Origin of the sequence: Streptomyces sp. Wb2n-11, from assembly GCF_001049855.1 — a bacterium.
GTDB lineage: Bacteria > Actinomycetota > Actinomycetes > Streptomycetales > Streptomycetaceae > Streptomyces > Streptomyces altiplanensis.
Window position 1 is genome coordinate 6,190,883 of record NZ_CVPB01000001.1, and the last position, 22,340, is coordinate 6,213,222.

Consider the following 22,340-nt stretch of genomic DNA (forward strand, 5'->3'; position numbering starts at 1 on the left):
CGGGCGCGTCAGGATCCGGCGCCGGACCCCGGGGCCGCACGGCGGCGCCGGCGCGAGCGGAGGCACCCTGGCGCGGGACACCGGCAGGGCCGCGCGACGCGAGTGCGGTCGGGGTGCTCGCGGACATACGCGCGGCCGGCGGCGGCCGCTCCCGCCCGTGCACGGCCACCGCGCGTAGGCCGACGATCCGCCCCTCGCCGACGTCACCTTCCCGTTGCCGACTCCGACCCCGGCAGCGGCGGCGCGGCGGGCGGGCGCCCTGGTCGGTGGCAGACCGCCGGCCCCGCCCCGGACGACCGCCGCGCTCCGGCCCGTACCCGGCTCCGGAGGCGGGCGGGAGGCGTGGCCGGGATCACGTTGCGGACCAGGTCTGATGTGATCCCCAACTCCTGCGGTGGCCACCGGAGTCACCCCGGCGGCATCTTCGGCCCCCCCATCCGGGCCGGCGTCACCCCCCGACGCGCGGCCCGGTCCCCGCACGGACCGACGCCGCCGTCGGCGCACCGGCGGACCGGGCACTGGGCCGGCTCCCTTCCCCGGGTGAAAACAGAGGTCTGTGACAGCCCGGGCGCCGACCGGCGCTAACGTGGTCCGTGCTGACAGTCGGGCCGCGCCGGGACGGCGCCGGCCAAGGGGGCGGAGGAAGGTACACATGCAGGTCGGAGCCGTCTCTTGAGGATTCTGCATACGTCGGACTGGCACCTGGGGCGTTCCTTCCACCGAGTGAACCTCCTCGACGCCCAGGCGGCGTTCCTCGACCACCTGGTGACGACGGTGCGCGAGCGGGACGTGGACGCGGTGCTGGTGGCGGGGGACGTGTACGACCGTGCCGTGCCGCCGCTCGCCGCCGTCGAACTCTTCGACCGGGCCCTGCACCGGCTCGCCGCCGAGGGCGTTCCGACCGTCATGATCTCCGGGAACCACGACTCGGCCCGCAGGCTCGGCGTCGGCGCCGGACTCTTCGACCGGGCCGGGATCCATCTGCGTACCGACCCGGCGGTGTGCGCCACGCCCGTCGTCCTCTCCGACGCGCACGGGGACGTGGCCTTCTACGGGCTGCCGTACCTGGAACCCGCCCTGGTGCGCGAGGAGTTCAAGACGGCCAGGGCCGGGCACGAGGCCGTCGTCGGGGCGGCGATGGAGCGGATACGCGCCGACCTCGCCGGACGGCCCGCCGGTACCCGCTCGGTCGTTCTCGCGCACGCCTTCGTCGCGGGCGGCGAACCGAGCGACAGCGAACGGGACATCACGGTCGGCGGCGTGGCCTCCGTCCCCGCCGGTGTCTTCGACGGCGTCGACTACGTGGCCCTCGGGCACCTCCACGGCTGCCAGGCCATCACCGGGCGCGTCCGCTATTCGGGCTCCCCGCTCGCGTACTCCTTCTCCGAGGCGGACCACCGCAAGACGATGTGGCTGATCGACCTCGGGCCCGGCGGCGAGGTCGAGGGCGAGCGGATCGACTGCCCCGTACCCAGGCGCGTCGCCCGGATCCGCGGACGCCTGGAGGAACTCGTCGAGGACCCCGCCCTCGCGCGCCACGAGGACTCCTGGATCGAGGCGACGCTCACCGACCCCGTACGCCCCCCGGAACCCATGGCGCGGCTCAGCGCGCGCTTCCCGCACACCGTCAGCCTCGTCTTCGACCCCGAGCGGGCGCCCGAGGACCCCCTGGCGTCCTACGCCCAGCGACTCAAGGGGCGCAACGACCAGCAGATCGCGGAGGACTTCGTGGCCCATGTGCGCGGTGGCAGCGGCCCCGACGACCGGGAGCGCACCGTGCTCCAGGACGTCTTCGACGACGTACGCGTCGACACCGCGCTCGCGCAGGACGGTGTGCGCGGGGCCGCCCGATGAGGCTGCACACCCTGCACATCACGGCCTTCGGGCCCTTCGGCACCACCCAGGAAGTCGACTTCGACGCGCTCAGCGCCGCCGGGGTCTTCCTGCTGCACGGAGCGACCGGCGCCGGCAAGACCTCCGTCCTCGACGCCGTCTGCTACGCGCTGTACGGCGCGGTGCCGGGCGCCCGGCAGAGCCCGGGCGCCTCGCTGCGCAGCGACCACGCCCCGCACGGCCTCCCGACCGAGGTGCGTCTCGAACTGACCGTGGGCGGACGGCGCCTGGAGATCACCCGGCGCCCCGCGCAGCCGCGCCCCAAGAAGAAGGGCACCGGCTTCACCACGGAGAAGGCGCAGAGCTGGCTGCGCGAGCACCGGCCCGACACCGGGTGGAAGGCGCTCAGCCGCTCCCATCAGGAGATCGGTGAGGAGATCACCCAGCTCGTCGGCATGAGCCGGGAGCAGTTCTGCCAAGTGGTGCTGTTGCCCCAAGGGGACTTCGCACGCTTCCTGCGCGCCGACGCGGAGGCACGCGGCAAGCTCCTCGGACGGCTCTTCGACACCCGCCGCTTCGCCGCCGTCGAAGAGCGTCTCGCCGAACTGCGCCGCTCGGCGGAGCAGCAGGTGCGGGCCGGGGACGAGCGGCTGCTCGCCGTCGCGCAGCGGATGGCGCAGGCCGCGGGCGACAGCGCGGACACGCGCGAGTGGCCGCTGCCCGACGCGCAGCCCGGCGAGCCCGGACTCACCGAGGCCGTACGGGAATGGGCCGCGATCGCGCGCAGCGGTGCGCGCGAACGGCTCGCCGTCGCGGAGTCGGCGGTCGCCGCGGCGGAGAGCCGGCGGGCAGCGGCCCGCACCGCCCTGGAGGCCGAACGCGAACTGGCCGCCCTCCAGCAGCGTCACGCCGACGCGCGCCGGCGCGCCGACGCACTCGAAGCGCGCCGCCCCGAGTACGAGCGGCTGCGCGCGCTGCAGGACCGTGCCCGCCGGGCCGACCGCGTCGCCCCCGCCCTGTCGCTGCGCGACGACGCCGAGCGGGATCACCGCGCGGCGAGCGCGGCCCGCGAACGCGCGCGGGCCGAACTGCCGCCGGAGCTCGCCGACACCGGTGCCGAGCACCTCGCCGCACTGGAACGCGGGCTCCGCCAGGACCTCGGCGGCCTCGAAGCCGCACGCAGGGCGGAGCGGCGCAGCGAGGAGATCGGCCGGGAGCAGGCGGCGCTGGAGCGGCAGGCCCGTGCCGACGACGAACTGCTGCGGGACGCCGCCGACTGGCTGGACGGCTGGGACACGGCCCGCCGCCGCTGCCAGGAGCGCATCGAAGCGGCCCAGGACGCGGTGACCCGCGCCGAGCACCTGGCGGGCCGGCTCGAACCGGCCCGCCGCAGACTCGACGCCGCACGCCGGCGCGACGCGCTCGGCGAACAGGTCACGGCCGCCGAGGACCGGCTGCGGACGGCCCGGGAGAAGGCCGCCTCGGCCCACGAGAGGTGGCTGGACCTGAAGGAACGCCGGCTGCTGGGCATCGCGGCCGAACTGGCTGCGGGCCTGCGCGACGGTCAGGAGTGCGCGGTCTGCGGCTCGACCGAGCACCCGGCGCCCGCCCGGGCGGCGGCGGACCAGGTGGACCGTGCGGCGGAAGAAGCGGCGTACGCCGCCCATGCGGACGCCGAGGCGGTGCGCTCCGGGGCGGAGCGCGCGCTGGCGGCGGTACGTGAGGACCACGCGGCGGCGCGCGCGGAGGCGGGCGGCCGCGCCGACGGCGACGGGCCGTCCGGAGCGGGGACCGCCGGAGCGGGGACCGCCGGAGCGGGGACCGCCGGAGCGGGGACCGCCGGGGCGGCGCCCGCACCGGCGGAAGCCCTCCGGGACGCCGGATCCGGCCGCCCGCGTGAGGTGAGCGTCGGCGAACTTGCCTCCCTCGTAGAGGAGTTGCGGCAGGAGCATGCCGAGGCGCACGCCATGGCCGCCGGTCTGCACGCGGCCCGCGAGGCGCTGGACCGCGCCGAGCGCGAGTACGCGGGACGCGTCGACGCGCAGCGGCAGGCCGAGCGGCGTGCCGCCGCCCGCACCTCGCAGCGCGAAGCACTCGACCGCGAACAGGCGTCCCTCGAAGCCGGACTGACCCGGGCCCGCGGCGAAGCACGCAGCGTCGCCGAGCACGCCGCGCTGCTGGAGCGCCGTGTCCGGGTGCTCGATGAGGCGTCCGAAGCCGTACGGGCGGTCGAGATCACCGCTCAGCGCCTCAAGGAGGCCGACGACCGGCTCGCCGACGCCGCGTTCAAAGCCGGCTTCGACACTCCGCGGGCGGCGGCCGAAGCGCTGCTCGCGGAGGCGGAGCAGCGCGGCCTCCAGCACCGGATCGACGACTGGCAGCGCGAACAGGCCGCCGTCGCCGACCGGCTGGCGGAGCCCGCGACCGCCGCGGCCGCCACCCGGCCCCCGGCCGAACCGCAGCGAGCCCAGGCCGGGTTCGACGCCGCCGAGCGCGGGCTGCTCGACGCCGCTTCCGTCCTCGACGCCGCGAGCGGGCGCTGCGCCGCTCTCGCCCGGCTGTCGCAGCAGGCCGCCGAGGAGGCGCGCCGCCTCGGCCCGCTGCGCGAGCAGTACGAGCGGGTCGCGCGCCTCGCCTCGCTCACCGCCGGCACCTCCGCCGACAACGAACGCAAGATGCGCCTGGAGTCGTACGTCCTGGCAGCCCGCCTGGAGCAGGTCGCGGCCGCCGCCACCGCCCGCCTCCAGCTCATGTCCTCCGGCCGCTACACCCTGGTCCACTCCGACGCCAGGGCCGGCGGCCGGGGCCGGTCGGGACTCGGCCTCCACGTCGTCGACGCCTGGACCGGCATCGAACGCGACACGGCGACCCTCTCCGGCGGCGAGACGTTCTTCGCCTCGCTCGCCCTCGCGCTCGGCCTCGCCGACGTGGTCACCGACGAGGCCGGCGGCGTACGGCTCGACACCCTCTTCATCGACGAGGGCTTCGGCAGCCTCGACGACCAGACCCTGGACGAGGTCCTCGACGTACTGGACTCCCTGCGCGAACGCGACCGCAGCGTCGGCATCGTGAGCCACGTCGCGGACCTGCGGCGCCGCGTCACCACCCGGCTGGAGGTCGTCAAGGACCGGCACGGCTCCGTGGTGCGCCACCACACGGCCTTCGATCAGCGGCTGAGCGCGCGCCGGGGAAGGGGCGAGGAGTAGACGACGCTGGTGGTGACCGAGCCGAGCGTGCCGAACCGGCCCGAGACCTCTTCCAGGTGCTTCATCGAACGGGCCGCGACCTTCATGACGAAGCAGTCGTCGCCCGTGACGTGATGTGCTTCGAGCACCTCGGTCGTCGCTTCGAGCAGGTCGTGGAACGGCTTGTAGTTGCCGTGCGGATAGCGCAGCCGTACGAACGCCAGGATGGGCATCCCCAGCTGCTCCTGCTCGACGACGGCCGTATAGCCCGAGATCACCCCGGCCTCTTCGAGCCGCCGCACCCGCTCCGTCACGGCGCTCGCGGACATGGACACGGTGCGCGCCAGTTCGGCGAACGTGGCCCGCCCCTCGCGTTGCAGGGCTTCCAGGATGCGCCAGTCGGTGGCGTCCGGTGAATATCCGTTCATGCCCCTGAGACAACCGGGGATCCACCGGCAGATCAAGACAAGAGCCGGGGAATCTCACTTCAATCGGATGATCGTTCGCCGTAGATTTTTTGTCCATGACGACGACACGGCCCACCACCGCCCAGACCTCCGCCACCCGCGCGAACGCCGTTCTCCGCGTCCCGCCGGCCGCCCCCGCCGCGGCCGCCGCGTACTTCGGCGCCAGCCTCGCCTTCCACACCGACCCGTTCGACGTCGCCGCGGCCCTCGCGGCGGGTGAGGACCCCGGCTTCGCCCTGGTCGACCCCCGCTCCACGGAGGCATGGGAACAGGGGCACATCCCCGGTGCCCTGCACCTCCCCACGGCGGAGATCCCCGCCCGGGCGGAGCGGCTCCTGGACGAGTCCGTGCCGGTCGTCACGTACTGCTGGGGGCCCGGCTGCAACGGCGGTACCCGCGCGGCTCTCGCCCTCGCCGAACTCGGTTACCAGGTCAAGGAGATGCTCGGCGGCATCGAGTACTGGATCCGCGAGGGCTTCGAGACCGAGACGGGCAGGGGCCGGGAGCGGCGCGACGCCGACCCGCTCACCGCGCTCGTCGGCCCCGGCAACTGCGGCTGCTGACCGGTCGGTCCGCCGTACGGCAGGGGGCCGGGGAAACCGGATGACACCGGCGGTCCGGCCCACCAGGACGGTGGGCCGTGCCCAGGATTCCAGGACCTTCCGCGGCCGGACTCCGCCGCGCCCCCTGCCCCTGCGCGGCCGCAGCGCCCTCGTCACCGGAGCCAGCCGCCGCGGTGGCATCGGTGACGCGGCGGCCCGCCGTCTCGCCGCCTGCGGTGCGAGCGTCTACCTCCACCACCACGTACCGCACGACGCGGCGCAGCCCTGGGGCGCCGAGCCCGAAGGCCCGGAAGCGGTCGTCGCGGGGGTGCGGGAAGCGAGCGCCGACCCGGCCGCCACCGTCGCCCACGGCCCCGGTGACCCGGCGGACCCCGAGGCCCCCGCCGAGCTGATCGCCACCGCCGCCGAGGCGCTCGGCGGACGGATCGACATCCTCGTCGCCAACCACGCCCTCAGCGGCTCCGACGGCACGCTGGACACCATCGACGCGGCCATGGTCGACACGGACCACCTGAGCGGTGACGACTACGACGCGATCGCCGCGATGTTCCCCGCCGGGCGGTGGGGCATGCCGGACGATCCGGCCCGGCTCATCGCCTGGCTCGCCACGGACGGGGCCGCGTGGATCACGGGGCAGGTCATCGGCTCCGAGGGCGGGTTCCGGCGCGGGTGAGCGGTTGAAGTGTCCGAAGGGTCCGGGGGCGACGGCGGCCGGGTGCACGAATCCGGGGCGGACCCGGCCGCCGTACCCGCGCAACCCGGGCCGTCAGAGCTTCGACAGCTCTTCCACCAGGTCGTCGAGGCCCAGCGAGCCCTGCGACAGCGCCGCCATGTGCCACGCCTTCGCGTCGAAGGCGTCGCCGTGCGCCTTGCGCGCGTTCTCGCGGCCCAGCAGCCACGCCCGTTCGCCCAGCTTGTAGCCGATCGCCTGGCCGGGCATCGACAGGTAGCGGGTCAGCTCGCTCTCCACGAAGTCCGCGGGCCGCCCGCTGTGCATGCCGAAGAACTCCTGCGCCAGCTCCGGCGTCCAGCGCTCGCCCGGGTGGAACGGCGAGTCCGCCGGGATCTCCAGCTCCAGGTGCATGCCGATGTCGACGATGATCCGGGTGGAGCGCATCATCTGCGCGTCCAGGTAGCCGATCCTGCGCTCCGCGTCGCCGAGGAAGCCCAGCTCGTCCATCAGCCGCTCCGCGTACAGCGCCCAGCCCTCGGCGTTGGCGCTGACCATGCCGACCGACGCCTGGTAGCGGGACAGCCGGTCCGCGACGTGCACCCACTGCGCGAGCTGCAGGTGGTGCCCGGGAACACCCTCGTGGTACCAGGTCGACGCCAGGTCGTACACCGGGAAGCGGGTCTCGCCCATCGTCGGCAGCCAGGTGATGCCCGGGCGTGAGAAGTCCTCGGAGGGGGTGGTGTAGTACGGCGCCGCCGCACCGCCGGGGGGCGCGATGCGGGACTCCACCCTCCGTACCCGCTCGGCGAGTTCGAAGTGCGTGCCGTCCAGTGCCTCGATGGCCTCGTCCATCAGGCCCTGGAGCCAGGCCCTGGTCTCCTCGACCCCCTCGATGTGCGTGCCGTGCTCGTCGAGCCAGGCCAGCGCCTCCCACGGAGTGGCCGCGCCCGGCAGGATCTTCTCCGCCTCGGTCCTCATCTCGCCGAGCAGGCGGTGGTACTCGGACCAGCCGTACGCGTACGCCTCGTCGAGGTCGAGGTCGGTGCCGTTGAAGTAGCGCGACCAGCGGGCGTACCGCTCGCGGCCCACCGTGTCGGGCGCGTCCTTCACGGCCGGGGCGTACACGTCGCGCATCCAGTCGCGCAGCGAGGCGACGGCTTCGGTGGCGCCGCGGGCCGCCGCGTCCAGCTCGGCGCGCAGCGAACCGGGCCCCGCCGCCGCGAACTCCTCGAACCAGCCGCGTCCGGTGCCCGCCCACTCGGTCAGCTGGCCGACGAAGGTCTCCGTGGCGCGTGGGCCGCCCAGGAGCCCCCGTTCCAGACCGAGCGCGAGCGACGCCCGGTAGCCCTCCAGGGCGCCGGGCACCGCGCGCAGCCGTTCGGCCACCGCCGCCCAGTCCTCGTCTGTCCCGGTGGGCGTCACGGTGAAGACGCCGCGGATGCTGTGCGCGGGCGAGTGGATGTTGCTGACGGCGCGCAGGCTCTCGTCGGCCCCGTGCACGGCGAGTTCGGCGTTCAGCCGCTCGCGCAGCAGCCGGCCGCAGCGCCGCTCGACGTCACTGTCCGCACCGGGCAGGCCCTCCGCCCCGTCCAGCTCCGTGAGCGTGGTGCGGGCCAGCGCGGCGAGCGCCTCCTGCCCCGCGGGGGAGAAGTCCGGCAGGCTGCGGGAGCTCTCCCCGACTCCCAAGTACGTGCCGGTGATCGGGTCGAGGGCGATGAGTGCGTCGACGTACGCGTCGGCTACCTGCCGGGGGAGGAGCGCGCTGCTCGAAGTGACTGACATGCGGCCATCCTCGTACGGGAGAGGGCTCCGCGTCACCACTGTCGGAGTTGACGGCAGCTTGTTGTCAGCGCCCCGCTACGGGCGGCAGCAGCGGCCCGCAGTCCCACGCCTGGAAGATCAGCCGGGTCTCCACGCGGGCGACTTCGCGCCGCGAGGTGAACTCGTCCAGGACCAGCCGCTGCAGGTCCGCCGTGTCCGCCACCGCCACGTGGACGAGGTAGTCGTCGGGCCCGGTCAGGTGGAAGAGCGCCCGGGACTCGGGCAGCGCCCTGATGCGCTCCACGAAAGGGCCGATGAGCTCGCGCCGGTGCGGGCGTACCTGCACCGAGAGCAGGGCTTCGAGACCCCGGCCGAGCTTGGCGGGGTCGAGGCGCAGCTGGTGGCCGAGGATCACGCCGGAGCGGCGCAGCCGCGCCACCCGGTCCAGGCAGGTCGAGGGCGCCACCCCGACCTCGGCGGCCAGATCGCGGTAGGTGGTCCGCGCGTCGTTCTGCAGAAGGCGCAGGATGTGCAGATCTACCGGGTCGAGTACGACGGATTCGGCCATGTGCCGAACGTAACACGGCCATCCGTCCGTACTTCCCGGTAGCTGTTCAGAGTCATGTCATGAACACCGACGCCTCGACCACACCCCGGGCCCTGGCCACCGAAGCCGTCCACGCCGGCCGCGAAGACCTCGCGGCGCTGGGACTGCACGCCGTGCCGCTCGACCTGTCGACCACCTACCCGTCGTACGACAGCCGGGGGGAGGCGGCCAGGATCGACGAGTTCGCCGCCACCGGCGCGCGGCCCCAGGGCCCGCCCGTCTACTCACGGCTCGACAACCCGACCACCGCCCGCTTCGAGGACGCCCTGGCACGGCTGGAGGGCGCCGGGAGCGCCGTCGCGTTCGCCAGCGGCATGGCGGCGCTCACCGCCGTACTCCTCGTACGGGCGAGCGCGGGCCTGCGCCACGTCGTCGCCGTACGGCCGCTGTACGGATGCAGCGACCACCTGCTGAACGCCGGACTGCTCGGCACCGAGGTGACCTGGGTGGACCCGGCCGGCATCGAGGACGCGATCCGCTCCGACACCGGCCTCGTGATCGTCGAGACCCCCGCCAACCCGACCCTCGCGGAGATCGACGTCCGGGCGGTCGCGCGCTCCTGCGGGGCGGTGCCGCTGCTCGTCGACAACACCTTCGCGACGCCGGTGCTCCAGCGTCCGCTGGAGGACGGCGCACGGCTCGTCCTGCACAGCGCGACCAAGTACCTGGGCGGGCACGGCGACGTACTGGGCGGGGTGGTGGCGTGCGACGAGGAGCTCGCCCGCGCGCTGCGCCAGGTGCGGTTCGCGACCGGCGGCGTACTCCATCCGCTGGCCGGATACCTGCTGCTGCGCGGGCTCTCCACACTGCCCGTACGGATGCGTGCGGCGTCGGCGTCCGCGGCCGAACTCGCCCGGCGGCTGTCCGTCGACCCGCGGGTGGCGCGGGTGCACTATCCGAAGCTCGGCGGCGCGATGGTGGCCTTCGAGGTGTACGGCGACCCGCACGCGGTGATCGGGGGCGTACGGCTGATCACGCCCGCTGTCAGCCTCGGCAGCGTGGACTCGCTCATCCAGCACCCGGCCTCCATCAGCCACCGCATCGTGGCCGAGGGAGACCGGCGGTCCTCGGGGGTCAGCGACCGGCTGCTGCGGATGTCGGTCGGGCTCGAGGACGTGGAGGACCTGTGGCGGGACCTGTGCGAGGCCCTCAGTGCTGCCGGGGCCGCTGCGGCCGTGCGTCAGCCGGTGTCTGTGCCGGCTCCTGCGCGTGAGCGGGGCGCGGACGTACGGCTGTCGCACCCAGCCGCGCGGTGACCACCAGGGTGCCTTCCTCGATCTGGTAGTCGAGGGGCAGGCCGAGGCCGCGCATGGCCGCGACCATGCCGGTGTTGGACGACTGGGTGACGGCGTAGACGCTCTCGCAGCCCGCCTCGGCCGCGAGAGCCACCAGGCGGCCCAGCAGTTCGGAGCCGATGCCGCGCCGCTGCCACGCGTCCTCGACGAGCAGCGCCACCTCCGTCTCGTCGCCGTCCCAGAGGAGGTGGCCGAGGCCGACGAGGCGGCCGGACGCCGTCGAGGCGGCGAGGGTGCGGCCGAAACGCGGGCTGAGGAGGTGGCCGAGGTAGCGGTCGGCGTCGCCCACCGGGCCGTGGTAGCGCAGGCGCAGGGTGCGGTCGCCGCAGCGGTCGTGCATGGCGCGGGCGGCTTCGAGGTCGTCGGGTCCGGCCCTGCGGACGGTGATCTCGTTGCCCTCGGGGAGGGTCAGAACCTGTTCGCCGCGCGGGATGCGCGGGCCGAGGCGGGCGTCGAGCTCCACGAGGGCGCGGGCGCGCGCGAACTCCGTCGGAGTGAAGGGCAGGTAGTGGCGCTCGACGGTGATCGCCCCGCCGGACGGGTCGCGCAGCTTCATGACCGTGCCGTCGAGTACGCCTTCGACCGGAGCGGCGTCACCGGTGGGCCGGCCGGTGAGGCTGGTGGCGGGCAGCGAATGGATGGTGCAGCGTCCGAGCAACTGACGCAGCGCCAGCGGGAGTTCCGCGGCGTCGAGCGCGGTGCGGGTGGCGAGACCGAGCACCCGGGTGGGGGCGTCGACCAGGTCGTGGGCGTCGGCCCGCTCCAGCCACGTGTCGCTGCCGCCGGCCGCGGAGACCTCACGGCTCAGCGCGGCGGCCTGGAGGGTGGCGGGGGCGCGCAGCAGCAGTTCGTCGACGGTGCCCTCGGCGAGCGGGTGGGTCTGCAGGGTGAGGATGTCCACCTGGTGGCGGGCCAGGGCGGTGCACAGCAGCGCCAGGCTCCCGGGCTCGTCCCTGACGGTGGTGCGCATCCGCCAGAGCGCGGTCTCGGAGACGGACGGCGTACCGTCACCGGCCGTACGGGGGCGGGGGCCGGGAGGGGGCGGCGGCGGGGAATGGCTGTGCCGCCGCGCCCACCAGGTGTGGAATCCGGCCGTGGCGGCCAGGACCACGGCCGAGGCCACGAGGAGGTACGGTCCGTCGGGGCCGTGCGCGATCGTGTTCGCGATCGCGTCGGCGACGGCCACGGCGGTGAACAGGGCGGCGAGCTCGACGAGGTCCCGCCGCCAGTGGTGGGCGCGGCGGGGACGCTTCGGCGATGCCGTGCCGGTCGTGTCGGTCGTATGGGGCATGCCAGTCACATCCGTCATGGCACCACTGTGACCGACCGTTGTTGCGTGATCAGGAACGCTTTGTGACTGATGGGTTAAGCGTGCTTCTGGGGCTTAGCGGCCGTTTTCAGCCATGTCGGTCACGGAGGCCGGCCCCTCCGCATTCCCGGATCCCCTCTCCGGCGCCTCGGCTCCTCCGGCTACTGGCCGACGAGGCCGGGCTGCAGCACCTTGCTGAACAGCACCGTCCCGCCCTCGGCACGCAACCGCACCGTCAGCTCGCCGCTCCCGCCGTCGATGTCGACCTCGCCGAAGTACTGCGGGGACTCCATGGGCGACACGTTGGCGCGGGCCGGTGCCTTCACGAAGACCTGGTCCGGCCCGAAGGTGGCGTCGAGCCGGCTCGACGGGAAGCCGCCCGCGGCCAGCGGGCCGGACACGAACTCCCAGAAGGGCGCGAAGTCCTTGAAGGCCGCGCGGGACGGATCGTAGTGCTGGGCGGAGGTGTAGTGCACGTCCGCCGTGAGCCACACCGTGCCGGTGATACGGGCGTGCTTGATGTGGCGCAGGAGCTCCGCGATCTGGAGCTCCCTGCCCAGCGGCGCCCCAGGATCGCCCTGCGCGACCGCCTCGAAGTCGGCCGGTCCGTCCGGGACGACGATCCCCAGCGGCATGTCGGAGGCGATCACCTTCCACACCGCGCGGGAGCGCGACAGCTCCTTCTTCAGCCAGGCGAGCTGCTCGGCGCCGAGGATGCCGGTCGCGTCGTCGGGCTGCCGGCCGGGGGAGTTGGCGTTGCGGTACGTCCGCATGTCGAGGACGAAGACGTCGAGCAGGGGGCCCTGCCCGACCACCCGGTAGACCCGGCCGCCGTCCTTTCCGCGCCTCCCGTCCTTTCCGCCCGCCCCGCGCGCGGGGAGCGTCGAAATCGGGAAGTACTCGCTGAACGCGCGCATCGACCGCGCCGCCAGTACGTCGATGTTCTTCTCCGTGTAGCGGGCGTCGTCGAGGATCTGGCCCGGATACCAGTTGTTGCGTACCTCGTGATCGTCCCACTGCACGATCGAGGGCACCTGCGCGTTGAAACGGCGCGCGTTCTCGTCCAGCAGGTTGTAGCGGAAGTTCCCGCGGTACTCGTCCAGGGTCTCGGCGACCTTCGACTTCTCCGGGGTGGTGATGTTCCGCCACACGCGCCCGTCGGGCAGCGTCACGCTCGGCTGGATCACGCCGTCCGCGTAGACGGTGTCGCCACTGCACAGGAAGAAGTCCGGGTCGAGGCGGCGCATCTCGTCGTACACCCGGTAGCCGCCGATGTCCGGGTTGATGCCCCACCCCTGCCCCGCGATGTCACCCGACCACAGGAAGCGCACGCCCCCGCGCCGCTTCGCGGACGCCGTACGGAACGTTCCCCGGACCGGTTCCCCGGTGCGACGGGGATCGTCGGGATCGGCGAGGGTCACCCGGTAGTACACCTGCTCGCCCGGGGGCAGGCCACGCAGCGGCGTCGTTCCCGTGAAGTCCGTACCGGGCCCGAGCAGGGGGCCGTGCCATCTGCGGGAGTGGCGGAAGGACTCCGTCGCGGACGTCTCCACGATCATCCGGGCCGGGCGGTCGGACCGTACCCACACCAGACCCGACGAGGAGGTGACGTCACCCGTCTGCACGCCCCACGCGGCGCGCGGCCGGCCGGAGAGCGCCTGGGCGGGCGCGGCGGCCGCGCCGACGGCGGTGGCACCGACGGCGGGCAGGGCGAGCGCGGCCGAGGCGGCCAGCGAGCCGCGCAGGAGGGAACGTCGGTCGGGGGACTGGCTCTGCGGTCGGTGCGGCATCGATGCGCCTCCAGTGACGGCTCGGTCGTTCTGTGGATCGGACTGCACGTCGGAGTGTCCACCCTGCGGACACTCCGACGTGTGAGGCCATGCCTAATGCCCGGTCACGGCAACCACACGAACCACAAGTGAACAGCCGGCCACCGTTCCCGGGAACCGGTTCGGCACGTTCCGGGCTGTCCGGGCCCCGGCCCCCCACGAGGCCGCCCGGCCCCGTTCCCGCCGGGCGGAGCCGAGCGGCGTCATGCTGGACAGGGCGGGAACGGTCGGCTGGGATGGGGGAGTGACCGCCGACACCGTGACTGACGTCTTCGAAGAGCACCGGCCCGTTCTGACCGGAGTGGCGTACCGGATGCTCGGCCGGGTCGCCGACGCCGAGGACGTCGTGCAGGAGGCGTGGCTGCGCTGGTCCGCGCAGACGCGTGAGGACGTGCGCGAACCGCGCGCCTACCTGGTGCGGATCACCACCCGGCTCGCCGTCGACCGGCTGCGCCACGTACAGGCCCGGCGTGAGGCGTACGTCGGGCCGTGGCTGCCCGAGCCGCTCGTGACGGACTACGGCGCGACCGTCGAGGACACCGCGCAGCGCGCGGTGCTCGCCGACTCCGTCTCGCTCGCGGTTCTCGTCGTTCTCGAGTCGCTCTCCCCGCTGGAGCGCGCGGTGTTCGTCCTGCGGGAGGCTTTCGGCTTCCCGTACGGAGAAATCGCAGCCACCCTGGAACGCTCGGAATCGGCCGTACGGCAGCTCTCGGGGCGCGCCCGGCGGCATGTGGCGGAACGCAGGCCGCGGTTCGACGTGGACCCGGCCGAACGCCGCGACCTCACCGAACGGTTCCTCGCGGCGGCGTCGGGAGGCGACCTCGACGCGTTGCTCGCACTGCTCGCGCCGGACGTCCGGCTCGTCGGTGACAGCGGCGGCAAGGCCAAGGCGCCGCTGCGCGTCATGGAGAGCGCCGACAAGGTGGGGCGCTTCCTGTTCGTCGCGGCCAAGCAGCCGGTCGCCGAGAGCGAGTTCCGCTTCCTGGAGCTCAACGGCGGGCCGGCCCTGCTGGTCCTGTCCGGCTCGAAGCCCGACGCGGTCCTCCAGCTGGACGTCGCGGACGGCCTCATCCAGTGCGTCTACATCGTCCGCAACCCCGACAAGCTCACCGCGATCGCCCCGTAGAAGCGACGCCTGTCCCGCGCCGATTGGTCTTGACCAAGGGGGGCCACGGACTTATGGTCGCAGAGTTAGTGCAGGAACCTTTAATAAACAAGGGCGCGGAAACTCGCCGGGGACAGGCTGATTGCGGAGGATCAGGGTGGGGACCACGCAGCTCGAAACGGTGCCGGAGCCGAAGTACTGGCACCTCAAGACCGTGCTCAGCGAGGCACTCGACTCCGATTTCGCGGTCGGGGAGATCCTGCCCAACGAGCGTGAACTCGCCTCGCGCTTCGGCGTCGCGCGCGCCACGCTCCGCCAGGCCCTCGAACAGCTCGAGCTGGAAGGCCGCCTGCAGCGCCGTCGCGGCGTGGGCACCACGGTCGCCCCGCCGCGCGTGGGTGTGGACGTCGGCACCTCGCGGCACGGATGGCCGGGCGCGGCCGGCGACGCCTGGCAGCCGGTCGACTGCACGAGCGCCGTGCCCCCCGTCGCGGTGGCCCGCATGCTCGACGAGGACTTCGATGCCGAGGACGAGGTGCACGTGGTGCGCCGGATCCGGGTGACGAACGGCCAGCCGGTCGCAGCCGAACTGCTGTACGTACCGGACGCGTCCGTACCGGATCTCGCGGCCATCGAAGCGCCCTCGGGCGCGGCCCGCGCGCGCAGTGTGCTCCGGGAGCTGCAGCGCCTCGCGATGGACGGCCAGGACCGTGCCGTCGAGCTCGGTTCGGCCCGCGCGGACGACGCGAAGGAACTCGACCGGCTGCCCGGTGCGCCCGTCCTCGTCGTCACCACGCGTTACTTCGCCGAGGGCAGGACCGCCGCGGTCTCCGTGGCCACCTACCGGGCGGACACCTGCCGGCTCACCTTCGGCGACTCGGGCGACGTGGAGGTAAGCCACCACACGCAGGAGCGCAGGGCCTCCTGATCCCACCCGCCTTTACGGCACTTGGAGTGCTTGCGGTACGGCCCGTCGCGACTCAGCGGCGGGCCGTCACCGTTCCCTCGACGGCGAAGAGCTGTTCCTCGACATGGTCGAGGGCCAGGCGCAGCGCACCGGTCGCCACCGCCGCCTCACCGAGCAGTGACAGCGCCACCCGCGGCGGACGCAGGCAGTAGCGCGCCAACTGGCCGCGCAGCGGCTCCAGTACGCCGTCGATGCCGGCCGCCCACCCGCCGACCACGACCAGCTCGGGGTCGAGCGCCAGGACCAGCGCCGCCACGTCGTGCACCAGCCGCTGGATGAACCTCTCGACGGCCTCCTGCGCCCCCGGGTCGCCCTGTCTGGCGCGCCGGAAGACCGTGGCCACCGCCTGCTCGTCCAGCGGGAGCAGCGGCTCGTCCGTCGTCGACAGCAGCGTCTCCGGCGTGACCTCGCGGCCCAGCAGGTGCAGCGCTCCGATCTCGCCGGCCGCGCCCCCGTATCCGCGGTGCAGCCGGCCGCCGATCAGTGAACCCGCGCCGGGACTCAGCCCGGCCAGGACGAACACGATGTCGTCGGAGTCGACGGCGGCGCCCTTCCAGTGCTCGGCGACCGCCGCCGCGTTGGCGTCGTTCTCCACCAGTACGGGGCAGCGGAAGGAACGGCGGAGCCGCTCACCGAGGGGCAGCCCGGTCCACTCCGGGAGGGCCGTGCCCAGCCGTACGGTTCCGTCGGCCTCCACGATGCCGGGTGAGCCGACGCCGACGGCGCGCAGCGAGCTGCGGGCGACCCCGGCGCGGCGCAGTACGTCGGCGACCATGGCGCGTACCCGGTCGAGCCGCTCGTCCGCCGAGGCGGTCTCGGACACCTCGCGGGAGCCCGCGCCGATGACACGGCCGTCGAGGCCGGACAGCAGGGCGGCGATGCGGTGCGGGCCGATCTCGACGCCCAGCAAGTGCCCCGCCTCGGCCCGGAACCGGAACCTCCGCGCGGGCCGCCCCTGCCGCCGCGTCTCGCCGTCCTCGGCCGGGGCCTCGACGACGAGCCCGGTCTCCATGAGCCCTTCGACCACACCCTCGACCGTCGGCCGGGAGAGGCCCGTGATGCGGGTCAGGTCGGTGAGGGTGGGGGAGCCGGCGCCCCGCAGAGCGTGCAGCACCACGGCGGAATTGATCCGCCGCAGCAGTGAGGGATCTCCGCCGGTCAGCCGCCCCACGGTGTGCCCTCCCAGCTCGCGCGCTTGTTCTGCCGGATCGTACTCGCTGGTCGGAGGAGCGGCGAGGGCGGTCCGGCGGTGTGCGGCCTCCGCAGCGCCCCAGCGGTACGCCGGAGGGCCGGAGGTCTTCCGTGCCTACCGGGTGGCTTCGGGCTCCCGGCCGTCGTCGTGCGACGCGGCCCGCAGTCTGGCGTACTCCTCGGCCATGGTCTGCGCGGTCCAGTGGGCGTTGAGTCCGCTGGGGTTGGGCAGGGCCCAGATCCGGGTCCCGCCGATCGTCCGCTCCTGCGGTCCGATCACCGCTTTCTTCTCACCGAACGCCGTGCGGTAGGCGGTGATGCCGACCACCGCGAGCCACTTCGGCCGCAGCAGTTCGACCTTCGCCGTCAGGAGCCGTCCGCCCTCGCGGAACTCCTCGTCACTGATCTCGTCGGCCCGCGCGCTCGCCCTGGCCACCACGTTGGTGATGCCCAGACCGTAGGACAGGAGCTCGTCCTGCTCCGACGGCTTCAGCTGCCGGGGCGTGAAGCCCGAGAGGTGCAGCACCGGCCAGAAACGGTTGCCGGGGCGGGCGAAGTGGTGGCCCGTCGCGGCCGACATCAGCCCCGGGTTGATGCCGCAGAAAAGCACCCGCAGACCGCCCGCGACCACATCGGGAACGAGGCGGTCGCGGGCGGCCAGGAGTTCTTCGGGCGTCATGGCGTGCGGATCAGAGGATCGATCCGGGGGTGTACGCGGCGGCGTCGGGGTGCTGCTTGGCGATCTCCTCGATACGGGAGACCACGGCCCCGACCTGCTGCGCCGCCGCACCGGTGAAGGACAGCTTGTCGGCCATCAGCTCGTCCAGCCGAGCCCGGTCCAGCGGGATCCGCTCGTCGGCCGCGAGCTTGTCCAGCAGCTCGTTGCGCTCGGCGCCCCGCTCGCGCATCGCCAGCGCGGAGGCGACGGCGTTCTCCTTGATCGCCTCGTGCGCGACCTCGCGGCCGACCCCGGCCCGTACCGAAGCCATGAGCACCTTGGTGGTGGCGAGGAAGGGGAGGTAGCGGTCCAGCTCGCGGGAGACGACCGCCGGGAAGGCACCGAACTCGTCCAGCACCGTCAGGAAGGTCTCCAGCAGGCCGTCGAAGGCGAAGAACGCGTCGGGCAGCGCGACACGGCGCACCACCGAGCAGGACACGTCGCCCTCGTTCCACTGGTCGCCCGCCAGCTCGCCCGTCATCGAGGCGTAGCCGCGCAGGATCACCATGAGGCCGTTCACACGCTCGCAGGAGCGGGTGTTCATCTTGTGCGGCATCGCGGACGAGCCGACCTGGCCGGGCTTGAAGCCCTCCGTCACCAGCTCGTGTCCGGCCATCAGCCGGATCGTCTTCGCCACCGACGACGGTGCGCCCGCCAGCTGCACCAGCGCGGTGACGACCTCGTAGTCCAGCGAGCGCGGGTACACCTGGCCCACCGAGGTGAAGGCCTGCGAGAAACCGAGGTGAGCGGCGATCCGCTGCTCCAGGTCGGCCAGCTTGCCGGCGTCACCGCCCAGCAGGTCGAGCATGTCCTGGGCCGTGCCGACCGGGCCCTTGATCCCGCGCAGCGGGTAGCGGCCCAGCAGCTCCTCAAGACGTCCGTACGCCACCAGCAGCTCGTCGGCCGCCGTCGCGAAACGCTTGCCGAGCGTCGTCGCCTGGGCCGCGACGTTGTGCGAGCGGCCCGCCATGACGAGCTCCGCGTACTCGGCGGACAGCTTGCCGAGGCGGGCGAGCACGGCGACCGTACGGTCGCGCATCAGCTCCAGCGAGAGCCGGATCTGAAGCTGCTCGACGTTTTCGGTGAGGTCGCGGGACGTCATGCCCTTGTGGACCTGCTCGTGGCCCGCGAGCGCGTTGAACTCCTCGATCCGCGCCTTCACGTCGTGGCGCGTGACCTTCTCGCGCTCGGCGATCGACGCCAGGTCGACCTGGTCGAGCACACGCTCGTAGTCGGAGAGGGCCTCGTCCGGCACCTCGATGCCGAGGTCCTTCTGGGCGCGGAGCACGGCGAGCCACAGTCGGCGCTCCAGCTTCACCTTCTCCTCGGGGGACCACAGGACGGCGAGTTGCGTGGAGGCGTAGCGGCCGGCCAGGACATTGGGGATGCGGGGCTTCGCAGGAGCAGCAGTCACGTGACCAGATTCTACTGGCGGTTCCTGCAGGTCGGCGCCGCGCCCCCGTTTGTGGCTTGCTACGAGGAAGGGGCGGGAGCGCTACGGCAGGGGACCGTCGTACGGCAGCAGCTCCGGGCGCTTGGGCGGCCGCCCGTCGCCCGAGGACCGTCCCGTGACGCGCCGTCCGATCCACGGCACCAAGTGCTCGCGCGCGAACCGCAGGTCGCTGCCGCGGCGGGTCGCCCAGCCGGGAGTCGCGCCCGGGGCCAGCGGCGAGCGCCAGTCGTCCTCCGCCGCGAGCCCGAGCGCCTGCCACACCGCCTCGGCGACCCGCCGGTGCCCCTCCGCCGTGAGGTGCAGCCGGTCGACGTGCCACAACCGGGGGTCGGCGAGCACGGGAGCACCGTACAGGTCGACCACCAGGGCGCCGTGCCGCGCCGCCAGGCCGTCGACGAAGTCGAACAGCTGCTCCATGCGCGGCCGGAAGCGCTCCATCACCGGACCGTTCCGGCCGGGGCTGCGCATCAGCACCAGCTGCCCGCAGGACGGCGCCAGCTTCCCGGCGGCCTCTTCGAGGAGCCCGCACACCCTGCCCATGTCGACCTTCGGCCGCAGCGTGTCGTTGAGCCCGCCCACCAGCGTCACGAGGTCCGGCCGCATGGCGGCCGCGACATCGACCTGCTCGTCGACGATCTGGCCGATCAGCTTTCCGCGTACGGCGAGATTGGCGTACTGGAAGCCCGGTGTGCTCGCCGCGAGCCGCGCGGCGAGCAGGTCCGCCCAGCCGCGGTACGAGCCGTCGGGCAACGCGTCCGACATGCCCTCGGTGAACGAGTCGCCGACCGCGACGAAACTGGTGTAGACAGCATTCATTTTCATGGCGGAGCGATCGTATCCCGGCCGTCCGCACCACCGCGGCCGGGGCGGCGCTCCTCGCCGCCCCGGCCGCGCCGGCGGCTAGGACTGCTGCTTCTGGTCCGGCCGGCCCACCAGTTCCCGCAGTACGTCCTCCATGGTGACGAGCCCCGCCGGACTGCCGTCCTCGTCCAGCACCGCCGCCAGGTGCGTCCGGCTGCGCCGCATCGCCGTCAGTACGTCGTCGAGCGGTGCGGCAGCCCGCACCCGGGCGATCGGCCGCAGCGCGGACACCGGGAACGGCACATCGCGCGGTACGGCGTCCAACGCGTCCTTGACGTGCAGGTAACCCAGGATCCGCAGGCCCTCCAGCACCGGGAAGCGGGAGAAACCCGACTCGGCCGACAGCCGCTCCAGGTCCTCCGGGGTCGTCCCCACCTGGGCGTACACCACACGCTCCACCGGCATGACCACGTCCCGCACCGGGCGCCGGCCCAGCTCCAGGGCATCGTGCAGCCGCTCGGCCGCGCGGTCGTCGAGCAGGCCGGCGTCGCCCGCGTCGGTGACCAGCCGCGCCAGTTCGTCGTCCGAGAACGTCGCGGACACCTCGTTCTTGACCTCCACCCGCAACAGCTTGAGCAGCGCGTTGGCGAAGGCGTTGATCGCGAAGATCACCGGGCGCAACGCGCGGGCCAGCGCCACCAGCGGCGGCCCCAGCAGCAGCGCGGCCCGCACCGGCTCGGCCAGCGCGATGTTCTTCGGCACCATCTCGCCGAAGAGCATGTGCAGGTACGTCGCCACGGCGAGCGCGATGACGAACGAGACGAGGTGCGTCAGCCCGTCCGGCACACCGAGGGCGTGGAAGACCGGCTCCAGCAGGTGCGCGATGGCCGGCTCGGCGACCACACCCAGCACCAGGGTGCACAGCGTGATGCCCAGCTGGGCCGCCGCGAGCAGCGCCGAGACGTGTTCGAGGCCCCACAGGACGCTGTGCGCCCGCCGGTTCCCGCGCTCGGCCTCCGGCTCGATCTGACTGCGGCGTACGGAGATCAGCGCGAACTCCGCGCCGACGAAGAAGGCGTTGACGACCAGCGTGAGCAGGCCGATGAGCAGTTGGACCGCGGTCATCGCCCGGCCTCCCTTTCCCCGGAACGAGTGGATCCGGCGGAGCCGTAGGAGCCCGCGGCCTCTTCTTCCCCGGGCGGCGGGGCGTGCAGCAGCACGCGCGCCGCGCGGCGGCCCGCCGCGTCCACCACGTCCAGCTGCCATCCGGCCAGTTCGATGCGGTCGCCCACGACCGGGATGCGGCCCAGCTCACTGGCGATCAGCCCGGCGAGCGTCTCGTACGGGCCGTCGTGCAGTCGCAGTCCGACCCGCTCCAGCTGGTCCGTCCTGGCCGCGCCGTCCGCCGACCACAGCGTCCGCCCGTCGGCGTCCTCGCCCGCCGGGGCGAGGTCCGGCGTCTCGTGCGGGTCGTGCTCGTCGCGTACTTCCCCGACGACCTCCTCGACGATGTCCTCCAGCGTCACGACACCCGCCGTGCCGCCGTACTCGTCGATGACGACGGCCATGGTGCGCTTGCCCGACAGCCGGTCGAGGAGCCGGTCCACGGTCAGCGTCTCCGGTACGAGCAGGGGCTCGCGCAGCAGGGGGAGACGGGATGCGACGGCCTGCGTCCGGCGGGCACGGTCAGCACGTCCTTGATGTGCACGATGCCGACGACCGAGTCGAGGCTGCCCCGGTAGACGGGGAAGCGGGACAGGCCGGTCGCGCGGGTGGCGTTCGCGACGTCCTCCGCGGTGGCCTGCACGTCGAGCGCGGTGACCTGCACGCGCGGGGTCATCACGTTCTCCGCGGTCAGTTCGGCCAGATTGAGGGTTCGTACGAACAGCTCCGCCGTGTCGGCCTCCAGCGCGCCCTCCCGCGCGGAGTGCCGCGCCAGGGCGACAAGCTCCTGCGGGCTGCGGGCGGAGGCCAGCTCCTCGGCCGGTTCCATGCCCAGGCGCCGCACGATCCGGTTCGCCGAACCGTTGAGGTGGCTGATGAGCGGGCGGAAGGCCACGCTGAACATCCGTTGCGGGGCGGCGACCACCCTGGCCACGGCCAGTGGTGACGAGATCGCCCAGTTCTTGGGCACCAGCTCGCCGACGACCATCAGGACGACGGTGGACAGGGCCGTACCGATGACCAGAGCCACCGACGAGGACGTCGAGCGGGGGAGGCCGACGTCTTCGAGCGGGCCGCGGATCAGCTTGCCGATGGAAGGCTCGGCGAGCATGCCGACGAGGAGGTTGGTGACGGTGATGCCGAGCTGGGCGCCGGAGAGCTGGAACGTGAGGCTGCGTACGGCCTTGAGGGCGCTCGCCGCACCCCGTTCGCCGCGCTCCACGGACCGTTCGAGGTCTCCGCGCTCGATCGTGGTCAGCGAGAACTCGGCTGCGACGAAGGCTCCGCAGGCGAGCGAGAGCAGCACGGCCACGGCGAGCAGAAGCACTTCGGTCATCGGTTCACCTCCGTCCCATGATCGGGCAGGGCGGGGAGGAGTGCGCGATGTCGACTGCTGGTACTGGGAGGCTCGCCCATGGG

The 22,340-nt window shown here is 73.3% G+C and carries 16 protein-coding genes and 2 pseudogenes; 7 read left to right on the forward strand and 11 right to left on the reverse strand.

The features are described 5' to 3' along the window. Positions 1 to 672 precede the first annotated feature (672 nt). Together BN1555_RS28290 and BN1555_RS28295 are read left to right on the forward strand one after the other, a co-directional pair. A complete protein-coding gene (locus tag BN1555_RS28290) occupies positions 673 to 1,854 on the forward strand; it encodes an exonuclease SbcCD subunit D (protein WP_093802000.1) in 1,182 nt (393 codons plus the stop codon). Next, positions 1,851 to 5,039, forward strand: coding sequence for an AAA family ATPase (locus BN1555_RS28295; protein WP_093802001.1), 3,189 nt, complete (start codon positions 1,851 to 1,853; stop codon positions 5,037 to 5,039). The genes BN1555_RS28290 and BN1555_RS28295 overlap by 4 nt, the downstream gene beginning before the upstream one ends. Here the strand turns inward: BN1555_RS28295 and BN1555_RS28300 are convergent. Beyond that, a complete protein-coding gene (locus BN1555_RS28300) occupies positions 5,000 to 5,446 on the reverse strand; it encodes an Lrp/AsnC family transcriptional regulator (RefSeq protein ID WP_093802002.1) in 447 nt (148 codons plus the stop codon). The two genes, BN1555_RS28295 and BN1555_RS28300, sit on opposite strands and share 40 nt — an antisense overlap. Positions 5,447 to 5,541: 95 nt before the next feature. Between BN1555_RS28300 and BN1555_RS28305 the strand changes: the two genes are divergently transcribed. Continuing rightward, entirely contained in the window at positions 5,542 to 6,048 is a 507-nt protein-coding gene (locus tag BN1555_RS28305; protein ID WP_093802003.1) for a rhodanese-like domain-containing protein, read from the forward strand. Between the two features lie 77 nt (positions 6,049 to 6,125). Further along, positions 6,126 to 6,721, forward strand: a pseudogene (locus BN1555_RS28310) (SDR family oxidoreductase). 93 nt (positions 6,722 to 6,814) lie between these two features. On the opposite strand, the gene BN1555_RS28315 reads toward BN1555_RS28310, so the two are convergent. Then, complete coding sequence (locus BN1555_RS28315) at positions 6,815 to 8,503, reverse strand: DUF885 domain-containing protein (protein WP_093802004.1); 1,689 nt, start codon at positions 8,501 to 8,503, stop codon at positions 6,815 to 6,817. Positions 8,504 to 8,567: 64 nt separating this feature from the next. Further along, positions 8,568 to 9,050: an Lrp/AsnC family transcriptional regulator gene (locus BN1555_RS28320; RefSeq protein ID WP_093802005.1), complete on the reverse strand. Its 483-nt coding sequence runs from the start codon at positions 9,048 to 9,050 to the stop codon at positions 8,568 to 8,570. A gap of 59 nt (positions 9,051 to 9,109) precedes the next feature. Between BN1555_RS28320 and BN1555_RS28325 the strand changes: the two genes are divergently transcribed. Beyond that, positions 9,110 to 10,345, forward strand: a complete 1,236-nt coding sequence (locus tag BN1555_RS28325; RefSeq protein WP_093802006.1) for a trans-sulfuration enzyme family protein — start codon at positions 9,110 to 9,112, stop codon at positions 10,343 to 10,345. Here BN1555_RS28325 and BN1555_RS28330 read toward each other — a convergent pair. Continuing rightward, entirely contained in the window at positions 10,239 to 11,675 is a 1,437-nt protein-coding gene (locus BN1555_RS28330; RefSeq protein WP_093802007.1) for a GNAT family N-acetyltransferase, read from the reverse strand. The genes BN1555_RS28325 and BN1555_RS28330 overlap by 107 nt on opposite strands. Positions 11,676 to 11,854: 179 nt before the next feature. Beyond that, positions 11,855 to 13,483, reverse strand: coding sequence for an alkaline phosphatase D family protein (locus tag BN1555_RS28335; protein ID WP_093802008.1), 1,629 nt, complete (start codon positions 13,481 to 13,483; stop codon positions 11,855 to 11,857). Between the two features lie 283 nt (positions 13,484 to 13,766). On the opposite strand from BN1555_RS28335, the gene BN1555_RS28340 reads away from it, so the two are divergent. After that, a complete protein-coding gene (locus tag BN1555_RS28340) occupies positions 13,767 to 14,648 on the forward strand; it encodes an RNA polymerase sigma-70 factor (protein WP_093803702.1) in 882 nt (293 codons plus the stop codon). A gap of 136 nt (positions 14,649 to 14,784) precedes the next feature. Continuing rightward, positions 14,785 to 15,555, forward strand: a complete 771-nt coding sequence (locus BN1555_RS28345) for a GntR family transcriptional regulator (RefSeq protein ID WP_093802009.1) — start codon at positions 14,785 to 14,787, stop codon at positions 15,553 to 15,555. Positions 15,556 to 15,607: 52 nt separating this feature from the next. Here BN1555_RS28345 and BN1555_RS28350 read toward each other — a convergent pair whose 3' ends face one another. The 6 genes and pseudogenes from BN1555_RS28350 to BN1555_RS28375 all read right to left on the reverse strand — a co-directional run bounded on the left by BN1555_RS28350 (position 15,608) and on the right by BN1555_RS28375 (position 22,257). Further along, positions 15,608 to 16,765: an ROK family transcriptional regulator gene (locus BN1555_RS28350; protein WP_093802010.1), complete on the reverse strand. Its 1,158-nt coding sequence runs from the start codon at positions 16,763 to 16,765 to the stop codon at positions 15,608 to 15,610. A 135-nt stretch (positions 16,766 to 16,900) separates the two neighbouring features. Then, positions 16,901 to 17,464, reverse strand: coding sequence for a G/U mismatch-specific DNA glycosylase (mug, locus tag BN1555_RS28355; RefSeq protein ID WP_093802011.1), 564 nt, complete (start codon positions 17,462 to 17,464; stop codon positions 16,901 to 16,903). Between the two features lie 10 nt (positions 17,465 to 17,474). Further along, positions 17,475 to 18,917: an adenylosuccinate lyase gene (gene purB / locus BN1555_RS28360; RefSeq protein ID WP_093802012.1), complete on the reverse strand. Its 1,443-nt coding sequence runs from the start codon at positions 18,915 to 18,917 to the stop codon at positions 17,475 to 17,477. Positions 18,918 to 18,998: 81 nt separating this feature from the next. Beyond that, the gene (locus BN1555_RS28365) at positions 18,999 to 19,778 is read right to left on the reverse strand and encodes an SGNH/GDSL hydrolase family protein (protein WP_093802013.1); all 780 of its coding nucleotides are present in this window, start codon (positions 19,776 to 19,778) and stop codon (positions 18,999 to 19,001) included. Between the two features lie 78 nt (positions 19,779 to 19,856). Next, the gene (locus tag BN1555_RS28370; protein ID WP_093802014.1) at positions 19,857 to 20,882 is read right to left on the reverse strand and encodes a hemolysin family protein; all 1,026 of its coding nucleotides are present in this window, start codon (positions 20,880 to 20,882) and stop codon (positions 19,857 to 19,859) included. Beyond that, positions 20,879 to 22,257: pseudogene (locus tag BN1555_RS28375) on the reverse strand (hemolysin family protein). The gene BN1555_RS28370 and the pseudogene BN1555_RS28375 overlap by 4 nt, the downstream one beginning before the upstream one ends. Positions 22,258 to 22,340: the final 83 nt, after the last annotated feature.

Coding starts and splice junctions, on each gene's coding strand:
- BN1555_RS28295 (WP_093802001.1), top strand. CDS start 1,851: ATGAGGCTGCACACCCTGCACATCACGGCCTTCGGGCCCTTCGGCACC.
- BN1555_RS28300 (WP_093802002.1), bottom strand. CDS start 5,446: ATGAACGGATATTCACCGGACGCCACCGACTGGCGCATCCTGGAAGCC.
- BN1555_RS28305 (WP_093802003.1), top strand. CDS start 5,542: ATGACGACGACACGGCCCACCACCGCCCAGACCTCCGCCACCCGCGCG.
- BN1555_RS28315 (WP_093802004.1), bottom strand. CDS start 8,503: ATGTCAGTCACTTCGAGCAGCGCGCTCCTCCCCCGGCAGGTAGCCGAC.
- BN1555_RS28320 (WP_093802005.1), bottom strand. CDS start 9,050: ATGGCCGAATCCGTCGTACTCGACCCGGTAGATCTGCACATCCTGCGC.
- BN1555_RS28325 (WP_093802006.1), top strand. CDS start 9,110: ATGAACACCGACGCCTCGACCACACCCCGGGCCCTGGCCACCGAAGCC.
- BN1555_RS28330 (WP_093802007.1), bottom strand. CDS start 11,675: ATGCCCCATACGACCGACACGACCGGCACGGCATCGCCGAAGCGTCCC.
- BN1555_RS28335 (WP_093802008.1), bottom strand. CDS start 13,483: ATGCCGCACCGACCGCAGAGCCAGTCCCCCGACCGACGTTCCCTCCTG.
- mug (WP_093802011.1), bottom strand. CDS start 17,464: ATGACGCCCGAAGAACTCCTGGCCGCCCGCGACCGCCTCGTTCCCGAT.
- BN1555_RS28365 (WP_093802013.1), bottom strand. CDS start 19,778: ATGAAAATGAATGCTGTCTACACCAGTTTCGTCGCGGTCGGCGACTCG.
- BN1555_RS28370 (WP_093802014.1), bottom strand. CDS start 20,882: ATGACCGCGGTCCAACTGCTCATCGGCCTGCTCACGCTGGTCGTCAAC.